This window comes from Oceanibium sediminis, assembly GCF_003265325.1.
Lineage (GTDB): Bacteria > Pseudomonadota > Alphaproteobacteria > Rhodobacterales > Rhodobacteraceae > Halovulum > Halovulum sediminis.
The window spans coordinates 284,320-301,549 of the sequence record NZ_QGNX01000005.1 but is presented as its reverse complement, the minus strand read 5'-3'; the positions used below and the strand labels follow the sequence as shown (position 1 = coordinate 301,549).

The 17,230-nt window shown below is 65.2% G+C and carries 17 protein-coding genes; 3 read left to right on the top strand and 14 right to left on the bottom strand.

Annotation, left to right across the window (positions count from 1 at the left end; translation table 11 throughout):
* The first annotated feature begins 6 nt into the window (after positions 1-6).
* Together DJ029_RS22520 and DJ029_RS14840 are read left to right on the top strand one after the other, a co-directional pair.
* Positions 7-474 (top strand): DUF6869 domain-containing protein, encoded by a 468-nt coding sequence (locus DJ029_RS22520; protein ID WP_368854694.1) that lies wholly within the window; start codon positions 7-9, stop codon positions 472-474.
* 64 nt (positions 475-538) lie between these two features.
* Complete coding sequence (locus DJ029_RS14840) at positions 539-1,576, top strand: calcium-binding protein (protein ID WP_112323251.1); 1,038 nt, start codon at positions 539-541, stop codon at positions 1,574-1,576.
* A gap of 47 nt (positions 1,577-1,623) precedes the next feature.
* Here the strand turns inward: DJ029_RS14840 and DJ029_RS14835 are convergent, their stop codons facing one another.
* Positions 1,624-2,415 (bottom strand): ferredoxin--NADP reductase, encoded by a 792-nt coding sequence (locus DJ029_RS14835; protein ID WP_112323250.1) that lies wholly within the window; start codon positions 2,413-2,415, stop codon positions 1,624-1,626.
* Between the two features lie 219 nt (positions 2,416-2,634).
* On the opposite strand from DJ029_RS14835, the gene DJ029_RS14830 reads away from it, so the two are divergent.
* A complete protein-coding gene (locus DJ029_RS14830; protein WP_112323249.1) occupies positions 2,635-4,779 on the top strand; it encodes a DEAD/DEAH box helicase in 2,145 nt (714 codons plus the stop codon).
* A gap of 113 nt (positions 4,780-4,892) precedes the next feature.
* On the opposite strand, the gene DJ029_RS14825 is transcribed toward DJ029_RS14830, so the two are convergent.
* From DJ029_RS14825 to nuoH, 13 genes are all read right to left on the bottom strand, one after another.
* The gene (locus tag DJ029_RS14825) at positions 4,893-6,560 is read right to left on the bottom strand and encodes a ribonuclease J (RefSeq protein ID WP_112323248.1); all 1,668 of its coding nucleotides are present in this window, start codon (positions 6,558-6,560) and stop codon (positions 4,893-4,895) included.
* A gap of 4 nt (positions 6,561-6,564) precedes the next feature.
* Positions 6,565-7,338: a type III pantothenate kinase gene (locus tag DJ029_RS14820; protein ID WP_112323247.1), complete on the bottom strand. Its 774-nt coding sequence runs from the start codon at positions 7,336-7,338 to the stop codon at positions 6,565-6,567.
* 12 nt (positions 7,339-7,350) lie between these two features.
* The gene (locus tag DJ029_RS14815; protein WP_112323246.1) at positions 7,351-8,103 is read right to left on the bottom strand and encodes a biotin--[acetyl-CoA-carboxylase] ligase; all 753 of its coding nucleotides are present in this window, start codon (positions 8,101-8,103) and stop codon (positions 7,351-7,353) included.
* On the bottom strand, positions 8,100-9,545 hold the full coding sequence (gene nuoN / locus DJ029_RS14810) for an NADH-quinone oxidoreductase subunit NuoN (protein ID WP_112323245.1): 1,446 nt from the start codon (positions 9,543-9,545) through the stop codon (positions 8,100-8,102). The genes DJ029_RS14815 and nuoN overlap by 4 nt, the downstream gene beginning before the upstream one ends.
* Positions 9,546-9,558: 13 nt before the next feature.
* Positions 9,559-11,094, bottom strand: a complete 1,536-nt coding sequence (locus tag DJ029_RS14805; protein ID WP_112323244.1) for an NADH-quinone oxidoreductase subunit M — start codon at positions 11,092-11,094, stop codon at positions 9,559-9,561.
* Positions 11,094-13,211 (bottom strand): NADH-quinone oxidoreductase subunit L, encoded by a 2,118-nt coding sequence (gene nuoL / locus DJ029_RS14800; protein WP_112323243.1) that lies wholly within the window; start codon positions 13,209-13,211, stop codon positions 11,094-11,096. The genes DJ029_RS14805 and nuoL overlap by 1 nt, the downstream gene beginning before the upstream one ends.
* 6 nt (positions 13,212-13,217) lie before the next feature.
* A complete protein-coding gene (gene nuoK / locus DJ029_RS14795; RefSeq protein WP_112323242.1) occupies positions 13,218-13,523 on the bottom strand; it encodes an NADH-quinone oxidoreductase subunit NuoK in 306 nt (101 codons plus the stop codon).
* Positions 13,520-13,966, bottom strand: coding sequence for a hypothetical protein (locus DJ029_RS14790; protein ID WP_112323241.1), 447 nt, complete (start codon positions 13,964-13,966; stop codon positions 13,520-13,522). Before DJ029_RS14790 ends, nuoK begins: the two co-directional genes overlap by 4 nt.
* Positions 13,966-14,580: an NADH-quinone oxidoreductase subunit J gene (locus DJ029_RS14785; RefSeq protein WP_112323240.1), complete on the bottom strand. Its 615-nt coding sequence runs from the start codon at positions 14,578-14,580 to the stop codon at positions 13,966-13,968. Before DJ029_RS14785 ends, DJ029_RS14790 begins: the two co-directional genes overlap by 1 nt.
* A gap of 148 nt (positions 14,581-14,728) precedes the next feature.
* Complete coding sequence (gene nuoI, locus DJ029_RS14780; protein WP_112323239.1) at positions 14,729-15,223, bottom strand: NADH-quinone oxidoreductase subunit NuoI; 495 nt, start codon at positions 15,221-15,223, stop codon at positions 14,729-14,731.
* Positions 15,220-15,762 (bottom strand): hypothetical protein, encoded by a 543-nt coding sequence (locus DJ029_RS14775; RefSeq protein ID WP_112323238.1) that lies wholly within the window; start codon positions 15,760-15,762, stop codon positions 15,220-15,222. Before DJ029_RS14775 ends, nuoI begins: the two co-directional genes overlap by 4 nt.
* Positions 15,756-16,166 (bottom strand): hypothetical protein, encoded by a 411-nt coding sequence (locus DJ029_RS14770; RefSeq protein WP_157966393.1) that lies wholly within the window; start codon positions 16,164-16,166, stop codon positions 15,756-15,758. The genes DJ029_RS14775 and DJ029_RS14770 overlap by 7 nt, the downstream gene beginning before the upstream one ends.
* Positions 16,163-17,230 (bottom strand): NADH-quinone oxidoreductase subunit NuoH, encoded by a 1,068-nt coding sequence (gene nuoH / locus DJ029_RS14765; RefSeq protein WP_112323236.1) that lies wholly within the window; start codon positions 17,228-17,230, stop codon positions 16,163-16,165. Before nuoH ends, DJ029_RS14770 begins: the two co-directional genes overlap by 4 nt.

Sequence of the window (17,230 nt, the reverse complement as noted above, 5' to 3'; positions counted from 1 at the left end):
CCCGGTCTGTTCCGACTGCACCACGGGGATCTCGACTTCCCCTGCCGGCGCGGGCGGGACCTGGACCTGGAGCATGTCGCCCGCACCTACCTGGCTTTTTCCGACGCGCTTGCCGCCTCTCCCGGCGATGCCGAGATTCCAGGGCTTTGGGCCTCTGACTGCGCTACGGCCCTGGTCGAGGCCAGCCCCGAGCTAGGCTGGCGCTTCGTGCTTACGGCGGCCAAGGTGGCGCAGACGCAGCAACAGGCCGGCGCCATCGCCGCCGGGTTTCTGGAAGACCTGCTGAACCTGCACGGCCCCGCGGTGATCGCACGCATCGAGGACACCGCCGCCCGCTCGGCCCGGATGCGCTACCTGCTCAGCGGCGTCTGGGCGTCGGACATCGACCAGCCCACCTGGGCACGTGTCCTCGCCGCCCGCGCCCCCGGCCCCGACATGGAAAAGGGGGCGCCCCAGCCCCCTGCCGACGGCTGACGCGGGCCATCTTTCCGTCCCAAATTCGTGTTAGCCTCTTCTTCATATGTAGAGGAATCACACCATGTCGCTGTTTACGTTCAACTATCCCTCTGAATTCCGCATCGAACTCATCACCATCGACGCGCTGACTTCGGGCGATGTGACCAGCAGCCAGGACCTGTACCTGTTCCAGCAACTGGTTGGCAACACGACGACATATGCCTCCTACGGCGGCGACAGCTCCCTGACGCTTGAGGTGACGACCGATTACTTGCTCGGCACCACCGTATTCACGCTGATCGACGATGACATCGCGCCCGGATCGGGCCCGCAGATCGTCTACCAGTTCTCCATGGCCAGCATCCTCGACATTACCGGCGGCTATGACCTCGAAGCGGCGATCGAGGGGCTCGCCGGGAACAACCCCGATTACATCAGCTACGACGTTGGCAACGTGATCGTGGGCTTCGGCTTCCGCGAGGAGATGATCGGAGAGGGCCGTTTCCTCGGACGCGGCGGCTCGGACAAGATCGAGCTGGAATACCTGCTGCCCCAGTTCGACGGCGATGAGCGCAACTTCGCCTTTGGCGGCGGCGGGCGCGATATCCTGAAAGCCGCGGTCAATGTCGCGACCGTGAAGGGCCAGAACGGCAACGACACCATCGTGCTCGAGTTCGGCACCGCACGGCTGTTCGGCGGCAACGGCAACGACGACTTCATCTTCGACAACGGATTCTGGGATTTCAACGCCATCCGCCCTGCCCCTGCCGAGGCAGCGCGCGGCGTGATCCGCGACTTCATCAGCGGCGAGGACGAGCTGATCTTCGCCAGCATCGACGACACGATGACCTTCGGCGACGCGCCGGTCCGCACCAGCCTGGCGGACATGTTCGGCGCGGGCGACCTGTCCACGCTGGCCAATTTCACAGAGGATGGCGTGCTGCACCGCTTCCGCGAAAACGCCGCGGGTGACGCGGTGATCATTCGCACCGGCACCGACAGCGCGGGGCGCAGCTATGACGAGCGGGTGATCATCAGGGGCGTCGGCCTGGACGAGATCGACCGGGCGAAGGTCTATCTTCAGGACTATTCCGAGGACACCTACGAGTTCTTCGCCTGACCGGCCCGCCCGGAAGAGCCGCGCCTCCGAAACGCCAAAGCGCCAGATCAGTCCACGAAAGCCTTTTCGATCACGAAATGACCGGGCTCGGAGTTCGCGCCCTCGGTCATGCCCGCCGCGTCGCAAAGGGCCTTGTGGTCCTGGAGCATGTCCATCGATCCGCAGATCATCACGCGGTCCGTCTCCGGGTTCAGCGGGCCGCCGGTGGCCGCCGCCAGCCGACCGTCGCGAATCCAGTCGGTCATGCGGCCCATCTGGGCACTTTTCTCGCGCGTGGTGGTGGGGATGTGGGTCAGCTTGTCGCCCACGATCTCCGACAACAACTCGTTGCTGCGAATCCCCGCCACCAGCTCCAGGCCGTAATCCAGCTCGCCCCGCTCGCGGCAGGTGTGGGTCAGGATCACCTGGTCGAATTTCTCATAGGTCTCGGGGTCGCGGATCACGCTGGCGAAGGGCGCGATCCCGGTGCCGGTGGAAAACAGGAACAACCGCTTTCCCGGCAGCAGCGCGTCATGCACCAGCGTGCCCACGGGCTTGGGGCGCATCAGGATATGATCGCCCGCCTCGAGATGCTGCAAGCGCGACGTCAGCGGCCCGTCCTGGACCTTGATGGAGTAGAACTCCAGCGTGTCGTCCCAACTGGGCGAGGCAATGGAATACGCACGCAGCAGCGGCTTTTCCCCGTCCAGCAGCCCGATCATCACGAATTCGCCTGAGCGGAACCGGAAACTCGCCGGGCGCTCACAGGTGAAGGAAAAGGTCTTGTCCGTCCAGTGGCGCACCGCGCCCACCTTCAGACTGGCGACGCCCCGAAGGGCCTTGGGTGTAACGACGTCCATCACGCTCACTGTCTATCTGTTCCGCCCCACGTATAGCGCCGCGCAAACGCCGCGTCCAACCGGCCCGGATGTGGCATCCGGGCGCAGACATCGCACGCGGCAATTGACGCTCATGGTGCAATGCACTAACAAAACGACAGAAACGAGCGGCCCCAATACGGGGGCCCGGCCGCGCTGACCTTTGCGGCCCAGAACGCCGCAACAAGGCAGAGAGCCCATATGACGACTTTTTCCGAGCTTGATCTCGACCCCCGCGTGCTGAAAGCCATCAGCGAGGCGGGATATGAATCCCCTACCCCAATCCAGGAACAGGCCATTCCCCACGCGCTTCAGGGCCGTGACGTGCTTGGCATCGCGCAGACCGGCACCGGCAAGACGGCGTCCTTCACGCTGCCGATGCTGACGCTGCTGGCCAAGGGCCGCGCCCGCGCCCGGATGCCGCGCACGCTGGTGCTGGCGCCCACGCGCGAACTCGCCGCGCAGGTGGCCGAGAACTTCGAAACCTATTCCAAGCACATGAAGCTGAACATGGCGCTGCTGATCGGCGGCGTCAGCTTCAAGGACCAGGACAAGCTGATCGATCGCGGCGTGGACGTGCTGATCGCCACCCCGGGGCGCCTGCTCGACCATTTCGAGCGTGGCAAGCTGATGCTTACGGGTATCGAGATCATGGTCGTGGACGAGGCCGACCGGATGCTCGACATGGGCTTCATCCCGGATATCGAGCGGATCTTCAAGCTGACCCCCTTCACGCGCCAGACGATGTTCTATTCCGCCACCATGGCGCCGGAAATCACGCGCATCACCAATGAATTCCTGTCCAACCCCGTGCGGGTGGAAGTCGCCCGCCAGGCGACCACGGCGGAAACCATCGAGCAGGTGGTCTGCAAGCACCGCCCCTCGCGCCGGGACCGCTCCGACAGCGAAAAGCGCGAGGTCCTGCGCCGCCTGATCGACGCCGAGGGCGACAAGCTGACCAACGGCATCATCTTCTGCAACCGCAAGCGGGACGTGGACGTGGTCGCCAAGTCGCTGAAGAAGCACGGCTATGACGCCGGTCCGATCCATGGCGACCTGGACCAGTCGGTGCGCACGCGCACGCTGGACGGCTTCCGCAACAACGAGTTGCGCCTGCTCATCGCCTCCGACGTGGCCGCGCGGGGCCTGGACATCCCGGCCGTGAGCCATGTGTTCAACTTCGACATCCCGATCCATTCCGAGGATTACGTCCACCGCATCGGTCGAACCGGGCGGGCCGGACGCTCGGGCAAGGCGATCTCGCTCGCGCTGCCCGCGGACGACAAGTACCTCGAAAAGATCGAGGAGCTGGTCGGCAAGACGATTCCCGTGATCCCGAGCCCGCTTGGCAACACCGCCGCCGCGCCCGAGGTCGAGGACAGTGACCAGGGCGACAAGCCCAAACGCTCCCGCTCGCGCAGCCGCTCGTCCTCCAAGGGCAAGCCGGAGGAGCAGCAGGCAGGCGCGGACCAGGCAGCCGAGGCGCAACAGCCCGAAGCCGCCCCCGCACCCCAACCCGCCGAGCCCGAGCGTCAGCCCGACTCGGGCAGCCGTAGGGATCAGCGCGACACCTCTCGCAGCGGCGGGCGTGGCCGTGGCCGCTCCGGCGGTGGTGGCGGTGGCGGGCGCGGTGGCGTCGTCGGCATGGGCGATCATGTGCCCGCCTTCCTGACCCGCGATCTGCGTCCCTCGCTTGAACAGGCGGCGGCCAGCCGCGCCAAGTCCCAGTACGAGGAAGAGGAAGAGCCGGAGGAGGAAGACGCGGTCACTGAGATCGACACTCCCGAGGCGACCCCGGCAGAGGAAACGCCAAAGCCGAAGAAGACCCGCAGCCGGCGCAAGAAGAAGACCGAGGACGCACCGCAGCCCGAAGCCACCCCCGAAACGGTGGCCGAGACTGAGGCTGAGCCCAAGGTTGAAGCTGAGTCTGAGCCCAAAGCTGAGGCAGACACCCCCCCCTCGGCTGAGGATGTGACGCAAGAGGCGGCGAAAGCCCCCGAGGCGGATGAAACCCCCGCCCCGGAAGCCAAGAAGGCCAAGCCCCGGACCCGCAAGCCCCGCGCCACCAAGGCCAAGGCGGCAAAAGCCGACGCGGAAGCAGACGCCCCCAAGGCCGACGCCGCGCCCGCAGAAGGTGACGCCTCAAGCGACGCCCCCGCGGAAAAGCCCGCCGAAAGCCCGGCGCCCGCGGCCCCGGCCGAGGCGACGGCAAGTGAGACGCCTGAACTGGCCCCGGCGGAAAAGCCCAAGCGCGTGCGCAAGCCCCGCGCCCGCGCCTCTGCCGCCAAGGTGATCGAGGACGTCGTCGAAAACCTTGCAAACGCAGAAACAACCACCGAGGACTGATCCTCGGCATCGGGCGGCCTGCCTTGCGGGCCGCCAACGTGTCCCTCACCAAACGCAAACGGGCTGCGCCATTCCTGGCGCAGCCCGTTTTCTTTCCACAGGGTGGCGGGCTGTCAGCCCTCGTCGAAGCGATTGATCATCACGGTCACGACCGGCTTCTTGCCGATCAGCCGGTCGGATTCCATGCGGACCGCCTTCACCACCAGGTTTTCCAACGCCTCGTCGTCCTTCAAGGTGCTGCGCTTCGCACGCTCCAGCGCCTCGTCGATCTCGGCCTCAAGCAACTCGGACAGCACGCCCTTTTGGGGGTCGGGCAGCCCTTCGCAATCCACCCAGGGGCGATCGGCGGGGGTGCCGTCGGCCTCCATCATGACGGAGACGACCACATGCCCGCGCGTCGCCATGCGGATCCGCTCACGCACGACGCCGTCCATCGCCCCGATCAACACCTTGCCGTCCAGGTAGGTGCGTCCGGTTTCGATGTGATCGACGACCTGCGCGGTGTCCCCGGTCAGGTCGACGATGGTACCGTTCGGCGCCAGAACCGCGTTGATACCCTTGGCGTTGGCGATGTTCACATGCTCGCGCAGGTGGCGATGCTCGCCGTGCATCGGGATCAGATTGGCGGGTTTCAGCAGCTCGTGCACCCGCTCCAGGTCCGGGCGGTTCGCGTGGCCGGACACGTGATAGGTGTCGTCATCCTCGATCACCGTCACGCCCGTCTCGCTCATCAGGTTCAGGATTCGCCCGACGGAGGTTTCGTTGCCCGGAATCGTCTTGGAAGAGAACAGGAACGTGTCCCCCTCTTTCAGGCGGAAACCCATGTAGCTCTGGCTGGCGAGCTGCGCGGTCGCCGCGCGGCGTTCGCCTTGTGAGCCGGTGGCCAGCATGAACAGGTTCTCACGCGCGATGCCGTCGCTTTCCTTCACGTCCACCGTGGGCGGGAAGTTCTTCAGCACGCCGCTGGCAAAGCCGTTCTGGATCATCGTGTTCATCGCCCGCCCCAGCACGACGACCGAACGGCCCTCGTCATGGGCGGCCTGGGCCAGCGTCTTCAGCCGCGCGATGTTGGAGGCGAAGGTGGTCGCCACGACCAGCCCCTTCGCATCGCGCATCAGGCTGCGGATCGGGTCGACGATATCCGCCTCGGAGCGGCCCGGACGGGGCGAGAACACGTTGGTGCTGTCACAGACCAGCGCCTTGACGCCGGAGGCGCCGATCTCGCGGAACATCTCCTCGTCAAAGGGCTCACCCACCTGGGGATCGGGGTCCAGCTTGAAATCGCCGGTGTGAAAGATCCGCCCCGCCGGCGTGTCGATCACCAGGCCGCTCGCCTCGGGGATCGAATGGCTGACCGGCACGAAGCCGACAGTGAAGGGACCGAAGGTCATGGTTTCGGGCCAGACGGGGGCGGTCTGCACCACCTTCGGGTCCAGGCCCGAACGCTCCAGCTTCTGGCGGGCGATCAGCGCGGTGAAGTTGCGCGCGATCACCGGGGCCTGGAGCTTGGGATACAACAGCCCCAGCGCGCCGACGTGGTCTTCGTGCGCATGGGTGATGATGATCGCTTCCAGCCGGTCGGCCCGCGCCTCGATGAAGCTGGGGTCCGCCATGATCAGGTCGACGCCGGGCGTCGTGTCCATGTCGGGGAACGTCAGCCCCACGTCCACGAGGATGAAGCGTTGGTCCCCTACCGGCCCGTAGCCGTAGAGGTACATGTTCATCCCGATTTCCCCCGCGCCGCCAAGGGCGACGAAGGTCAGCTTTTCGTTTTTGCTCATATACTCAGTTTTCTTCCTTGTTTCGGGCATGAATCAAGACCAGCCCGTGAATGGTCAAATGGGTGTCGATATGGTCGAAGACGTCCGTCCCCTGGTCGAACAGGGTGGAAAGTCCTCCGGTGCCGATCACTTTCATCGGGCGGTCGCGCTCATCCGCGATGCGCGCGCAAATGCCCTCGATCAGGCTGATGTATCCCCAGAAAACGCCTGACTGCATGCAGGCGCGCGTGTTGGTGCCGACCACGTGCTCGGGCCGGGTGACGTCTATGTGAGGCAGTGCGGCCGCCGCCTGGGATAGGGCCTTCAGCGACAGGTTCACGCCGGGGGCGATCACGCCGCCGATATAGGCGCCGTCGCTGTCCACCACATCGAATGTGGTGGCTGTTCCGAAATCCACAACCACCAGGTCCCCGCCGTAGCGATCATAAGCGCCCACGGTGTTCACCAGCCGGTCCGCGCCGACCTGGGTGTCGGCATCGACCCGGACGGGGATGCCGAGCGCCACCTCGGGCTTGCCGACCACCATGGGGCGGGTGTGGAAATACTTGTCCGACAGCACCCGGAGGTTGAAGACAACCTGCGGCACGACGGAGGAGATGATGACATCCGAGATATCCAGCGGCAGGTCCTGATGGCGGATCAACTGCTCCAGCCAGACGAAGTATTCATCCGCCGTGCGCGCGTGTTCAGTGCGACATCGGAAAGACGCCAGCTCGCGCACGCCGTCATGCAGCGCGAATACGCAGTTCGTGTTTCCGACATCGATCGCGAGCAGCATTGCGTCCCCCCTTCAGAAGAAGATTTCGCCAGCGGGCAACGCGCGCCGCCCCGTAGCGGTCTTTAGAACGACTGCCCCGGTCGCGTCCACCGTCTCGAAGCGGCCCTCGAACGTCTCCGTCGGCAGTTTCGCCGTGATGACCTGCCCGAGGCGCGCGGCGCGGGCCAGCCAGGCGGCGCGCACGGGGGCGAAGCCCTCGGCCTGCAAGCACGCTTCCCACCGCGCCATGGGCGGCGCCAGAAGCTCCAGGAAGGCCGCGGGGGTGATCCTGATCCCCACGCCCGCAAGGGCGACCGGGTGCACCGCGCCCGGCTCAAGCGTGGCCGGGTCCGGCGCGGCGGCCAGGTTCACACCGATCCCGACGACAAGGCCCATGCGCCCCTCGCGCAAGGTGCTTTCCAGAAGGATGCCGGCCAGCTTGCGCTCGTCCAGCAGCACGTCGTTGGGCCATTTCAGCGCCAGGCGGTGGGCGGGTACGCCCGCGGCCTGCAACGCCTCGTCCAGCGCCAGCGCGGCCGTGAAGGAGCGCAGCGCCGCCTCCCCCGGGGGGGTGGCGGCAAGGTCGAGCGCGTAGCTTGCGAAGAAGTTGCCCGACAGTCCCTGCCAGGCCCGCCCGCGCCGGGCGCGGCCCGCGCTCTGGCTGTCGGCCTGCACCCAGAAGGGGGCAGCCGGGGCGCCCGCGCTTAACCCGCGCAGCGCCTCGGCGTTGGTGCTGTCCACCGTAGCAAGCGCAAGGCGCCCGGTGCCCGGCGGCCAGTCGCTCAATTGACGAGGCTGATCGCAGCCGCCGCCGCCAGCGCCTCAACCCCGAACAGGTTGATGATGCCCAGCACCATGGCCGCGCTGGAAACCCCCAGCACCGCCCAGTGGGTCGCGGGCATCGCGCCGTTCAGCTTGTCCGACGCTTCGCCGAAGTACATCAGGTAGATGATGCGCAGGTAGTAGAAGGCCCCGATCACGGACGCCACCACACCGGCCACGGCAAGCCATGTCAGCCCCGCCTCGACCGCCGCCGTCAGCACGAAGAACTTGCCCCAGAAGCCCACCAGCGGCGGCAAACCGGCCAGCGAGAACATCAGAATCGCCAGGCACAGCGCGCGCGCCGGTTCCACGCGGCTGTAAAGCCCGAGGGACGAGATTTCCAGCATCGCCGTGCCGTCGCGGCTCATGTTCAGGATGAAGGCGAAGACGCCGACGTTCATCGTGACATAGATGGCCAGGTAGATCAGCATCGCCTCCACCCCCTGGGTGGTGCCCGCCGCCAGGCCCATCAGCACGAACCCCATGTGGGAGATCGAGGAATAGGCCATCAGGCGCTTGATGTTGGTCTGCCCGATCGCCGCGATCGCGCCGAGGAACATGGAAACGACCGACAGGAACGCCAGGATCTGCTGCCAGTCCGGTACAGCCGCACCGAAGCCGTCATGCACGACACGGGCGAACATCGCCGCCGCGGCCACCTTCGGCGCGGTCGCGAACAGGCCCGTCACCGGGGTCGGCGCACCTTCGTAGACGTCGGGCGTCCACATGTGGAACGGTGCAGCTGAGACCTTGAACGCCATGCCAGCGCACAGGAAGACCAGGCCGAACAGCATCCCGATGGACATTTCGCCCGCGCGGATCACCTCGGTGATGCCGGCGAAGTTCGTCGTCCCGGCGGTGCCATAGACCAGCGAACAGCCGTAGAGCAGCAGGCCCGAGCTGAGCGCGCCAAGCACGAAGTACTTCAGCCCCGCCTCGGTCGAGCGCAAGCTGTCGCGGCGGAACGAGGCGATCACGTAAAGCGCCAGCGACTGCAACTCCAGCCCCATGTAGAGCACCATCAGGTCATGGGCCGAGACCATGGTCATCATGCCCACGCTCGCCAGCGCGACCAGCACCGGGTACTCGAACTTCATCAGCCCGTGGCGCGTCAGGTAGGTGTCGGACAGAAGCAGCAGCACCGCCCCGCCCCAGAGCATCGTCACCTTGGCAAAGCGCGAGAAGTCGTCATCCACGAAACTGCCGCCAAAGGCCGCGCGCGCCCCGTCGTCCGGCGCCATGCCGATCCAGACCCCGAGCAGGGCCATCACCCCGATCGTCACCCAGAGCACCATCCGCGAGGCCGCGTCGTGGTTGCGAGAGAAGGCCCCGAACATCAGGGCCGCCATGGCGTAGCCCGCAAGGATCACCTCGGGCAGCACCACATTCAGATCATCGGCAAACATCGTGCCCGTCCCCTCAATTCTCTGCCAGCTGCGTCTGGGCTTCCGCCAGCGCAAGCTCGTAATTATCCAACAACGCCTCGACCGACGGGCCGATCACGTCCAGCACCAGTGCGGGATAGATCCCCAGCAGCAGCGTCATCACCACCAGCGGCGCGAAAATCAGCTTCTCGTTCCGGGTCATGTCGTTGATCTGCTTCAGGCTTTCCTTGATCAGGTCGCCAAAGACGACCCGGCGGTACAGCCACAGCGCATAGGCCGCGCTGAGGATCACGCCGGTGGCGGCGAAGAAGGCAACCCAGGTGTTGGCCTGGAAGGCCCCCGACATGGTCAGGAATTCGCCCACGAACCCGGACGTCCCCGGCAGGCCCACGTTGCCCATGGTGAACAGCATGAAGATCAGCGCGAAGGCCGGCATACGGATCACCAGGCCGCCATAGGCGTCGATGTCGCGGGTATGCATCCGGTCATAGATCACGCCAACGGTCAAAAACAGCGCGCCAGAGATGAAGCCGTGGCTCAGCATCTGGAAGATGGCCCCGTCCACGCCCTGCTGGTTGGCTGCAAAGATGCCCATGGTCACGAAGCCCATGTGCGCCACGGACGAATAGGCGATCAGCTTCTTCATGTCCTCCTGCATCATCGCCACGAGCGAGGTGTAGATGATCGCGATCACGCTCAGCGTGAAGACGAAGTTCGCCATCAGGTCGGACGCGACCGGGAACATCGGCAGGCTGAAGCGCAGGAAGCCGTAGCCGCCCATCTTCAGCAGGATCGCCGCCAGCACGACCGACCCTGCGGTCGGCGCCTGCACGTGCGCATCCGGCAGCCACGTGTGCACCGGCCACATCGGCATCTTCACCGCGAAGCTGGCGAAGAAGGCCAGCCACAGCATGGTCTGCATGCCGCCGACAACCTGGAAGCCCATGAGGCTGATCGTCTCGGTCCCGAAGTCATGGCGCAGCAGCGCGACGATGTCGGTGGTCTGCGCATCCATGTACATGGCCAGCATCGCCACCAGCATCAGCAGGCTGCCCAGCAGCGTGTAGAGGAAGAACTTGAACGAAGCGTAGATCCGCTCCTTGCCGCCCCAGATGCCGATGATCAGGAACATCGGGATCAGGCCCGCTTCGAAGAAGAAGTAGAACAGGATCAGGTCAAGCGCGCAGAACACGCCGATCATCAGCGTTTCCAGTGCGAGGAACGCGATCATGTATTCCTTCACCCGATGCTCGACACCCCAGGAGGCGGCGATCACCAGCGGCATCAGGAAGGTGGTCAGCATCACGAACAGGACAGAGATCCCGTCGACCCCCATCTTGTAGGTCAGGCCGCCCAGCCAGGCGTTTTCCTCGACGAACTGGAAGTCCGGGTTGCTCGGATCGAAGCCCAGCATCAGCGGGATCGACAGCGCGAAGGTCGCGACCGTGGTGAACAGCGCCAGGCGCTTGGCGTTCAGGTTGGCGGCCTCATCCTCGCCCCGCAGGAAGACCATCAGGACGAAGGCCCCGATCAGCGGCAGGAAGGTGATCAGTGAAAGCAGGTTTTGCATCAGCCCAACCCTCCAAGCAGCGCCCAGGTCAGCAGAAGCGCCAGTCCGACAAACATCGCGAAAGCATAGTGGAAGACGTAACCCGACTGCACCTTGCCGGCGATCCGGGTGAAGAAGGGGATGATCCCCAACGCCAGCCCGTTGATCCCGCCGTCGATGGTTGCCCCGTCACCCTTTTTCCACAGGAAGCGGCCAAGGGCCTTGGCCCCGCGCACGAAGACGACATCATAAACCTCGTCGAAGTACCACTTGTTCAGCAGGAATTGGTACAGGCCCGGGTTCGCCTCGGCCAGGCGGCGCGGCAGCGAGGTGTCGCGGATGTAGAACAGCCACGCGGTTCCCAGCCCCAGCAGCATCGCTATGAACGGCGCGAGCTTCACCCAGGTCGGCACGTAGTGATACTCGTGCAGAACCCAGGGCCGCCCTTCCAGGTGCGCCAGATCGGCGGTGTCGGCCGCTTCGCCATGGGCGTCCGCAGTTTCGGCCGTGGTGGTTTCCGCCGGAGCAGCTTCAACAGCAGCCGCGTCGCCATGGCCCTCGTCGGCCCCATGCTCGGCCTGAGCCGCGTAGTTGAACACGGACGAGCCGAAGAAGGTTTCCGACTTCTTGCCCACGAACCCGCTGTAATAGACCATGCCCAGCAGGATCGAGCCGACAGCCAGCACGATCAGCGGCGTGGTCATGTTGCGCGGGCTTTCATGCGCATGCTCATGGGCATGGGCGTCGCCGCGCGGGGTGCCGTAGAAGGTCATGAAGATCAGCCGCCAGGAATAGAAGCTGGTGAACAGCGCCGCGATGGTCAGCATCCAGAACGCATAGCCCGAGCCGCCCGCGAAGACGCCCTCGATGATCGCGTCCTTGGACACGAACCCGGCAAAGCCGATGGGCAGGCCGATCAGGTCGTAGCTCAGCGGAATGCCGACGCCGGTGATCGCCAGCGTGCCGATGATCATCGCCCAGAAGGTGGTCGGGATCTTGTGGCGCAGGCCACCGTAGTTGCGCATGTCCTGCTCGTGGTGCATCGCGTGGATGACCGAGCCGGCGCCAAGGAACAGCATCGCCTTGAAGGCGGCGTGGGTGAACAGGTGGAACATCGCCGCCTGGTAGAAGCCGACACCCGCCGCCGCGAACATGTAGCCGAGCTGGCTACAGGTCGAATAGGCGATCACGCGCTTGATGTCGTTCTGCACCAGGCCCACCGTGGCGGCGAAGAACGCCGTGGTGGCCCCGATCACGGTGATGAAGGTCAGCGCGCCGGGCGCGAATTCCATCACCGGCGACATGCGGCAGACCAGGAAGACACCCGCCGTGACCATGGTCGCGGCGTGGATCAGCGCGGAAACCGGCGTCGGGCCTTCCATCGCGTCCGGCAGCCAGGTGTGCAGGAACAGCTGCGCGGATTTCCCCATCGCGCCGATGAACAGCAGAACGGCGATAAGCTCGGCCGCGTTGACGTTCATCCACAGGAAGCTGACCGACTGCGCCGCCAGGTCGGGCGCGGAGTCGAAGATTACGTCGAACTGGATGCTGTCCACCAGCACGAAGACGGCGAAGATGCCCAGCATGAAGCCGAAGTCGCCCACGCGGTTGACGATGAAGGCCTTCATCGCGGCGGCGTTCGCGCTCGGCTTGCGGTAGTAGAAGCCGATCAGCAGGTAGGACGCGACGCCAACCCCTTCCCAGCCGAAGAACAGCTGCAACAAGTTGTCCGCCGTCACCAGCATCAGCATCGCGAATGTGAAGAACGACAGGTAGGCAAAGAAGCGCGGCTTGTAGCTTTCGCCCTTCTTCCAGTTCTCGTCATGGGCCATGTAGCCCTGCGAATAAAGGTGCACCAAGGCCGAGACGGAGGTGACGACGACCAGCATGACGGCCGTCAGCGTGTCCAGGCGGATCGCCCAGTCAACGCTCATCGAACCGGAATCGATCCAGCGCAGGATCGGGATCGAGCGGACCTCGTCCCCGGAATGGCCTAGGAAGACGATCCAGGACAGGAAGGCGGCCAGGAACAGCAGGCCCGTGGCGGTGTTGGTGGCCGATTTTTCACCGATGAACTTCCAGCCGAAGCCGCAGATCAGCGCCCCGACGAGCGGGGCAAAAAGGATGATGGTTTCCATGGTCCCTTACCCCTTCATCACGTTGACGTCTTCGACCCGGATCGAGCCACGGTTGCGGAAGAAGCAGACCAGGATCGCAAGGCCGATCGCCGCCTCTGCCGCCGCGACCGTCAGCACGAACAGGGTAAACACCTGCCCCGCGAGGTCGTTCAGGTACGCCGAGAAGGCGACGAAGTTGATGTTCACCGCGAGCAGCATCAGCTCGATCGACATCAGGATGACGATCACGTTCTTGCGGTTGAGGAAGATACCGAAGATGCCGGTGACGAACAGGATCGCCGCCACGGTCAGGTAATGGGAAAGTCCGATCATGTGCTTGCCTTAAAGCCCGGCTTCGCGCCGCGCAGTTCCGGATAGAAGACTGCGCAGCCGCAGGTCTCCGCCCCATAGCTTGTTCTTGAGAAAGCGATGCCCATCAGGCCCAGCCCTTCTTGCAGTTGCGCCAGGCGTGGCCCCTCGGGGACGCTGGCGGTCAGCGCGTTCACCTCGCTGATCAGGTTTACAGTCGTCTCGCGCCCGTCGGACGCCTCAATCGTGGTGCGGATGCCCGCGCCGCTGGCGCAGTCGATGAAGTCGCGCCGGATCTCGCGCCGCCCGGTCCCTGCCAGGTGGCTGTCGCGCGCGATCACCCCGGCCTTGGCGTCCACCGGGGCAAGCCCCGCGCCGGCGCAATCGGCGGCCGTCAGCGCTGGAGCGCAGGCCAGCAGCGTCAGCGCCGCGCCGAATCCAAGGACATATGCGGCCCGTCGCGCCATCAGATGCCCTGCCCCGGTTTCACGTCTTTCAGTTCCATCGCCTTCGCCGGATCCCGGTACATCTGCGCCAGGATGTCCTGCCGCTTGATGTCCTGGCGGTGGCGCAGCGTCAGCACGATGGCCCCGATCATGGCCACGAACAGCACCAGTCCCGCCGCCTGGAACAGGAAGATGTACTTGGAATACAGCAGCTGCCCCAGCGCCACGGTGTTCTGCGTCGTGTCGATATCCGGCGTCACCGCAGCACGGTTGGACGCCGCCAGATCGGTCACTTCCCAGGCGCCGAAGGCAAAGCCCAGCTGCATCAGGATCACCAGCCCGATCATCAGACCGATCGGCGTGTAGCGGGACAATTCGCCCCGCAGCTCGGCGAAGTCCACGTCCAGCATCATCACGACGAACAGGAACAGCACCGCGACCGCGCCGACATAGACGATGACCAGCAGCATCGCGACGAATTCCGCCCCGAGCAGCACGAACAGCCCGGCCGAGGAAAAGAACGTCAAAATCAGCCACAGCACCGAGTGGACCGGGTTCTTGGACAGAACCACCAGCCCGCCCGAAACGACGGCGGTGATCGCAAACATGTAGAAGGCGAAGGCAGCAAAGCCCATGGTGTGTCCCTATCTCCTGCCGGCGCATCACCTGCCGGTCTTGGTCCGTTCCCTATCCGCCCGGCGACGGCAACTCAAGCGTGCCCGCCAGGCGGATAGTTCCTTGCCCGCCCCACGGCGGAAGTTGTTCGTCGCCCGCGCGCCCGCCTCAGCGGTAGGGCGCGTCGATCTCTAGGTTGCGGGCGATCTCGGCTTCCCAGCGGTCGCCGTTGGCCAGCAGTTTTTCCTTGTTGTAGTACAGTTCCTCGCGGGTTTCGGTGCTGAACTCGAAGTTCGGCCCCTCCACGATGGCATCCACCGGGCAGGCTTCCTGGCAGAAACCGCAATAGATGCACTTGGTCATGTCGATGTCATAGCGCGTCGTGCGGCGGCTACCGTCGTCGCGGGGTTCCGCGTCGATGGTGATCGCCTGCGCGGGGCAGATCGCCTCGCACAGTTTGCAGGCGATGCAGCGTTCCTCACCGTTGGGATAGCGGCGCAGCGCGTGCTCCCCGCGGAAGCGCGGGCTCAGCGGGCCCTTTTCATGCGGGTAGTTCAGCGTCGCCTTGGGGCGGAAGAAATACTTCAGCCCCAGCTTGAAGCCGCCCAGCATGTCGGCGAGCAGGAAATACCTGGTCGCACGTGTCCAGTCGATAGCGGTCATCCGCCTGCCTCCCGAAAACCTTTGGAAAGTTCAATGATGCGCGTCTGGGTGTCGGGCTTGCCTGTCCCCTCCGCGCTGGTCTTGATGTACATCTGCCCCGCGCCCATCCACATCTGCAGCGGCTGGATCGCAGTGCGCACGCAGTCGAGATCGCCCTGCGCAAGGCAGGCTTCGCCCATCAGCAGCACGAAGGGCGCCGGGGCGGTGCCGGAATCCGGCTGCTTGTCGAGGACGAAGTTCAGCGCACGTTCCGCCAGGTCCCGCGTTTCGGCGGGCGACAGATTCTGGCTTGCCATGTCGATGGAGCCGAACAGCTGGATGCCCAGAACCGTCGGTTTTCCCTGGCTCACGACAATACCCAGCGGCGTGCTGCGCCCGAACTCGATCAGCGTGTCCACCGCGCAGGCGTAATCCTCGTCCACCAGGCAGGCGTTCAGCCGCGGCTTGTAGGCGGCGTCCTCGTCCTGGCTGACCTGGGCATGAAGCGGAGCCGTCGCCGCCAAGCCAAGCGCCAGGGTTGCAAGCGTTGTCTTCAGCATGTGACCTCCAATGCGACGATGTTATCCATCACGTCTTCGAACATGGCGTAGCGCTCGCTGACCAGCCGGGGCGCCTCGCGCGGGGGCGAGACCCAGATCGACCAGATCTCAAGCGCGGCGGTGCGCTCCTCCTCGGCGAAACAGCCCTCGCCTTCCGCGGCGAGGAAGATCGCCGATGCGCCGTGGCGCAGGGCCGTCAGCAAGGCGAAACTCTCCACCCCGTAGCTGGAGAAGACCTTGACGTCCCCCGCGCCCAGAAGCCCGAGGTTTTCGGCCAGCGCCTCACCGTCGCAGGTGGGCGCGCCGATGGGCGCAGCGGCGCAGCCCCCGATCACGTCCAGGTCCTGCGCCCCCGCGGGGGCCGCCAGCAGCATCGCCGCCACATATGCCGCGCGCGCAATCACCCCGCCGGCGTCCACCGGGCCCAGAGGCCACCGAGGTTCCCGGCATCGCCGTCGTACATCGCCAGCCCGGCGACGATCACCACCCAGCCGAGCGACAGCGGCAGGAACACCTTCCAGCCCAGGCGCATTAGCTGGTCGTAGCGGTAGCGCGGCACGATCGCCTTCACCATGGCGAAGAGGAAGAAGAAGAACCCCATCTTCAGCACCATCCAGTGCAGCCCGTCACCCAGGATCGGCACATCCGCCACGCCGGGGATCGGCGACAACCAGCCACCGAAGAACAGCAGGCTGATCAGGGCGCACATCAGCACCACGGCCATCAGTTCGCCGATCATGAACAGCAGGAACGGGGTCGAGGAGTATTCGACCTGGTAGCCGGCGACCAGCTCGGCCTCCGCCTCGGGCAGATCGAACGGCGGGCGGTTGGTTTCCGCCAGGGCGGAGACGAAGAACAGCACCACCATCGGCAGATGCGGCAGCCAGTACCAGGACAGGAAGCCCCAGTCGCCCGCCTGCGCCGCCACGATGGCGCTCAGGTTCAGCGAGCCGGTGGAAATCAGAACGCCCACGATGATGAAGCCGATCGACACCTCGTAGGAAATCATCTGCGCCGCAGAGCGCAGAGAGCCGAGGAACGGGTACTTCGAGTTCGACGCCCAGCCCCCCATGATCACGCCGTACACCTCAAGCGAGGAGATGGCGAAGATATAGAGGATGCCCACGTTCAGGTTCGCGACGACCCAACCCTCGTTGAAGGGGATCACCGCCCAGGCGACGACCGCCAGCACGAAGGTGATCATCGGCGCAAGGAAGAACACGGGCTTGTCCGCGCCCGCGGGCACCACGACTTCCTTGACGATGTACTTGATGAAATCCGCGAAGGATTGCAGCAGCCCGAAGGCCCCCACCACGTTGGGGCCCTTGCGCATCTGCACCGCGGCCCAGACCTTGCGGTCGGCGTACATCAGGAAGGCCAGCGCCACCAGGATCGACACGATCACCAGAAGGCACTGCGCAAGGATCAGCACGAAGATCCCGAAGGGTGTGGAAAGAAACTCGGCCAT

What these genes read in the sequence shown, in the direction of transcription:
- DJ029_RS14840 (WP_112323251.1), top strand. Translation starts at nt 539, where the DNA reads ATGTCGCTGTTTACGTTCAACTATCCCTCTGAATTCCGCATCGAACTC.
- DJ029_RS14835 (WP_112323250.1), bottom strand. Translation starts at nt 2,415, where the DNA reads ATGGACGTCGTTACACCCAAGGCCCTTCGGGGCGTCGCCAGTCTGAAG.
- DJ029_RS14830 (WP_112323249.1), top strand. Translation starts at nt 2,635, where the DNA reads ATGACGACTTTTTCCGAGCTTGATCTCGACCCCCGCGTGCTGAAAGCC.
- DJ029_RS14825 (WP_112323248.1), bottom strand. Translation starts at nt 6,560, where the DNA reads ATGAGCAAAAACGAAAAGCTGACCTTCGTCGCCCTTGGCGGCGCGGGG.
- DJ029_RS14820 (WP_112323247.1), bottom strand. Translation starts at nt 7,338, where the DNA reads ATGCTGCTCGCGATCGATGTCGGAAACACGAACTGCGTATTCGCGCTG.
- nuoN (WP_112323245.1), bottom strand. Translation starts at nt 9,545, where the DNA reads ATGTTTGCCGATGATCTGAATGTGGTGCTGCCCGAGGTGATCCTTGCG.
- DJ029_RS14805 (WP_112323244.1), bottom strand. Translation starts at nt 11,094, where the DNA reads ATGCAAAACCTGCTTTCACTGATCACCTTCCTGCCGCTGATCGGGGCC.
- nuoL (WP_112323243.1), bottom strand. Translation starts at nt 13,211, where the DNA reads ATGGAAACCATCATCCTTTTTGCCCCGCTCGTCGGGGCGCTGATCTGC.
- nuoK (WP_112323242.1), bottom strand. Translation starts at nt 13,523, where the DNA reads ATGATCGGACTTTCCCATTACCTGACCGTGGCGGCGATCCTGTTCGTC.
- DJ029_RS14790 (WP_112323241.1), bottom strand. Translation starts at nt 13,966, where the DNA reads ATGGCGCGACGGGCCGCATATGTCCTTGGATTCGGCGCGGCGCTGACG.
- DJ029_RS14785 (WP_112323240.1), bottom strand. Translation starts at nt 14,580, where the DNA reads ATGGGCTTTGCTGCCTTCGCCTTCTACATGTTTGCGATCACCGCCGTC.
- nuoI (WP_112323239.1), bottom strand. Translation starts at nt 15,223, where the DNA reads ATGACCGCTATCGACTGGACACGTGCGACCAGGTATTTCCTGCTCGCC.
- DJ029_RS14775 (WP_112323238.1), bottom strand. Translation starts at nt 15,762, where the DNA reads ATGCTGAAGACAACGCTTGCAACCCTGGCGCTTGGCTTGGCGGCGACG.
- nuoH (WP_112323236.1), bottom strand. Translation starts at nt 17,230, where the DNA reads ATGGCCGAGTTTCTTTCCACACCCTTCGGGATCTTCGTGCTGATCCTT.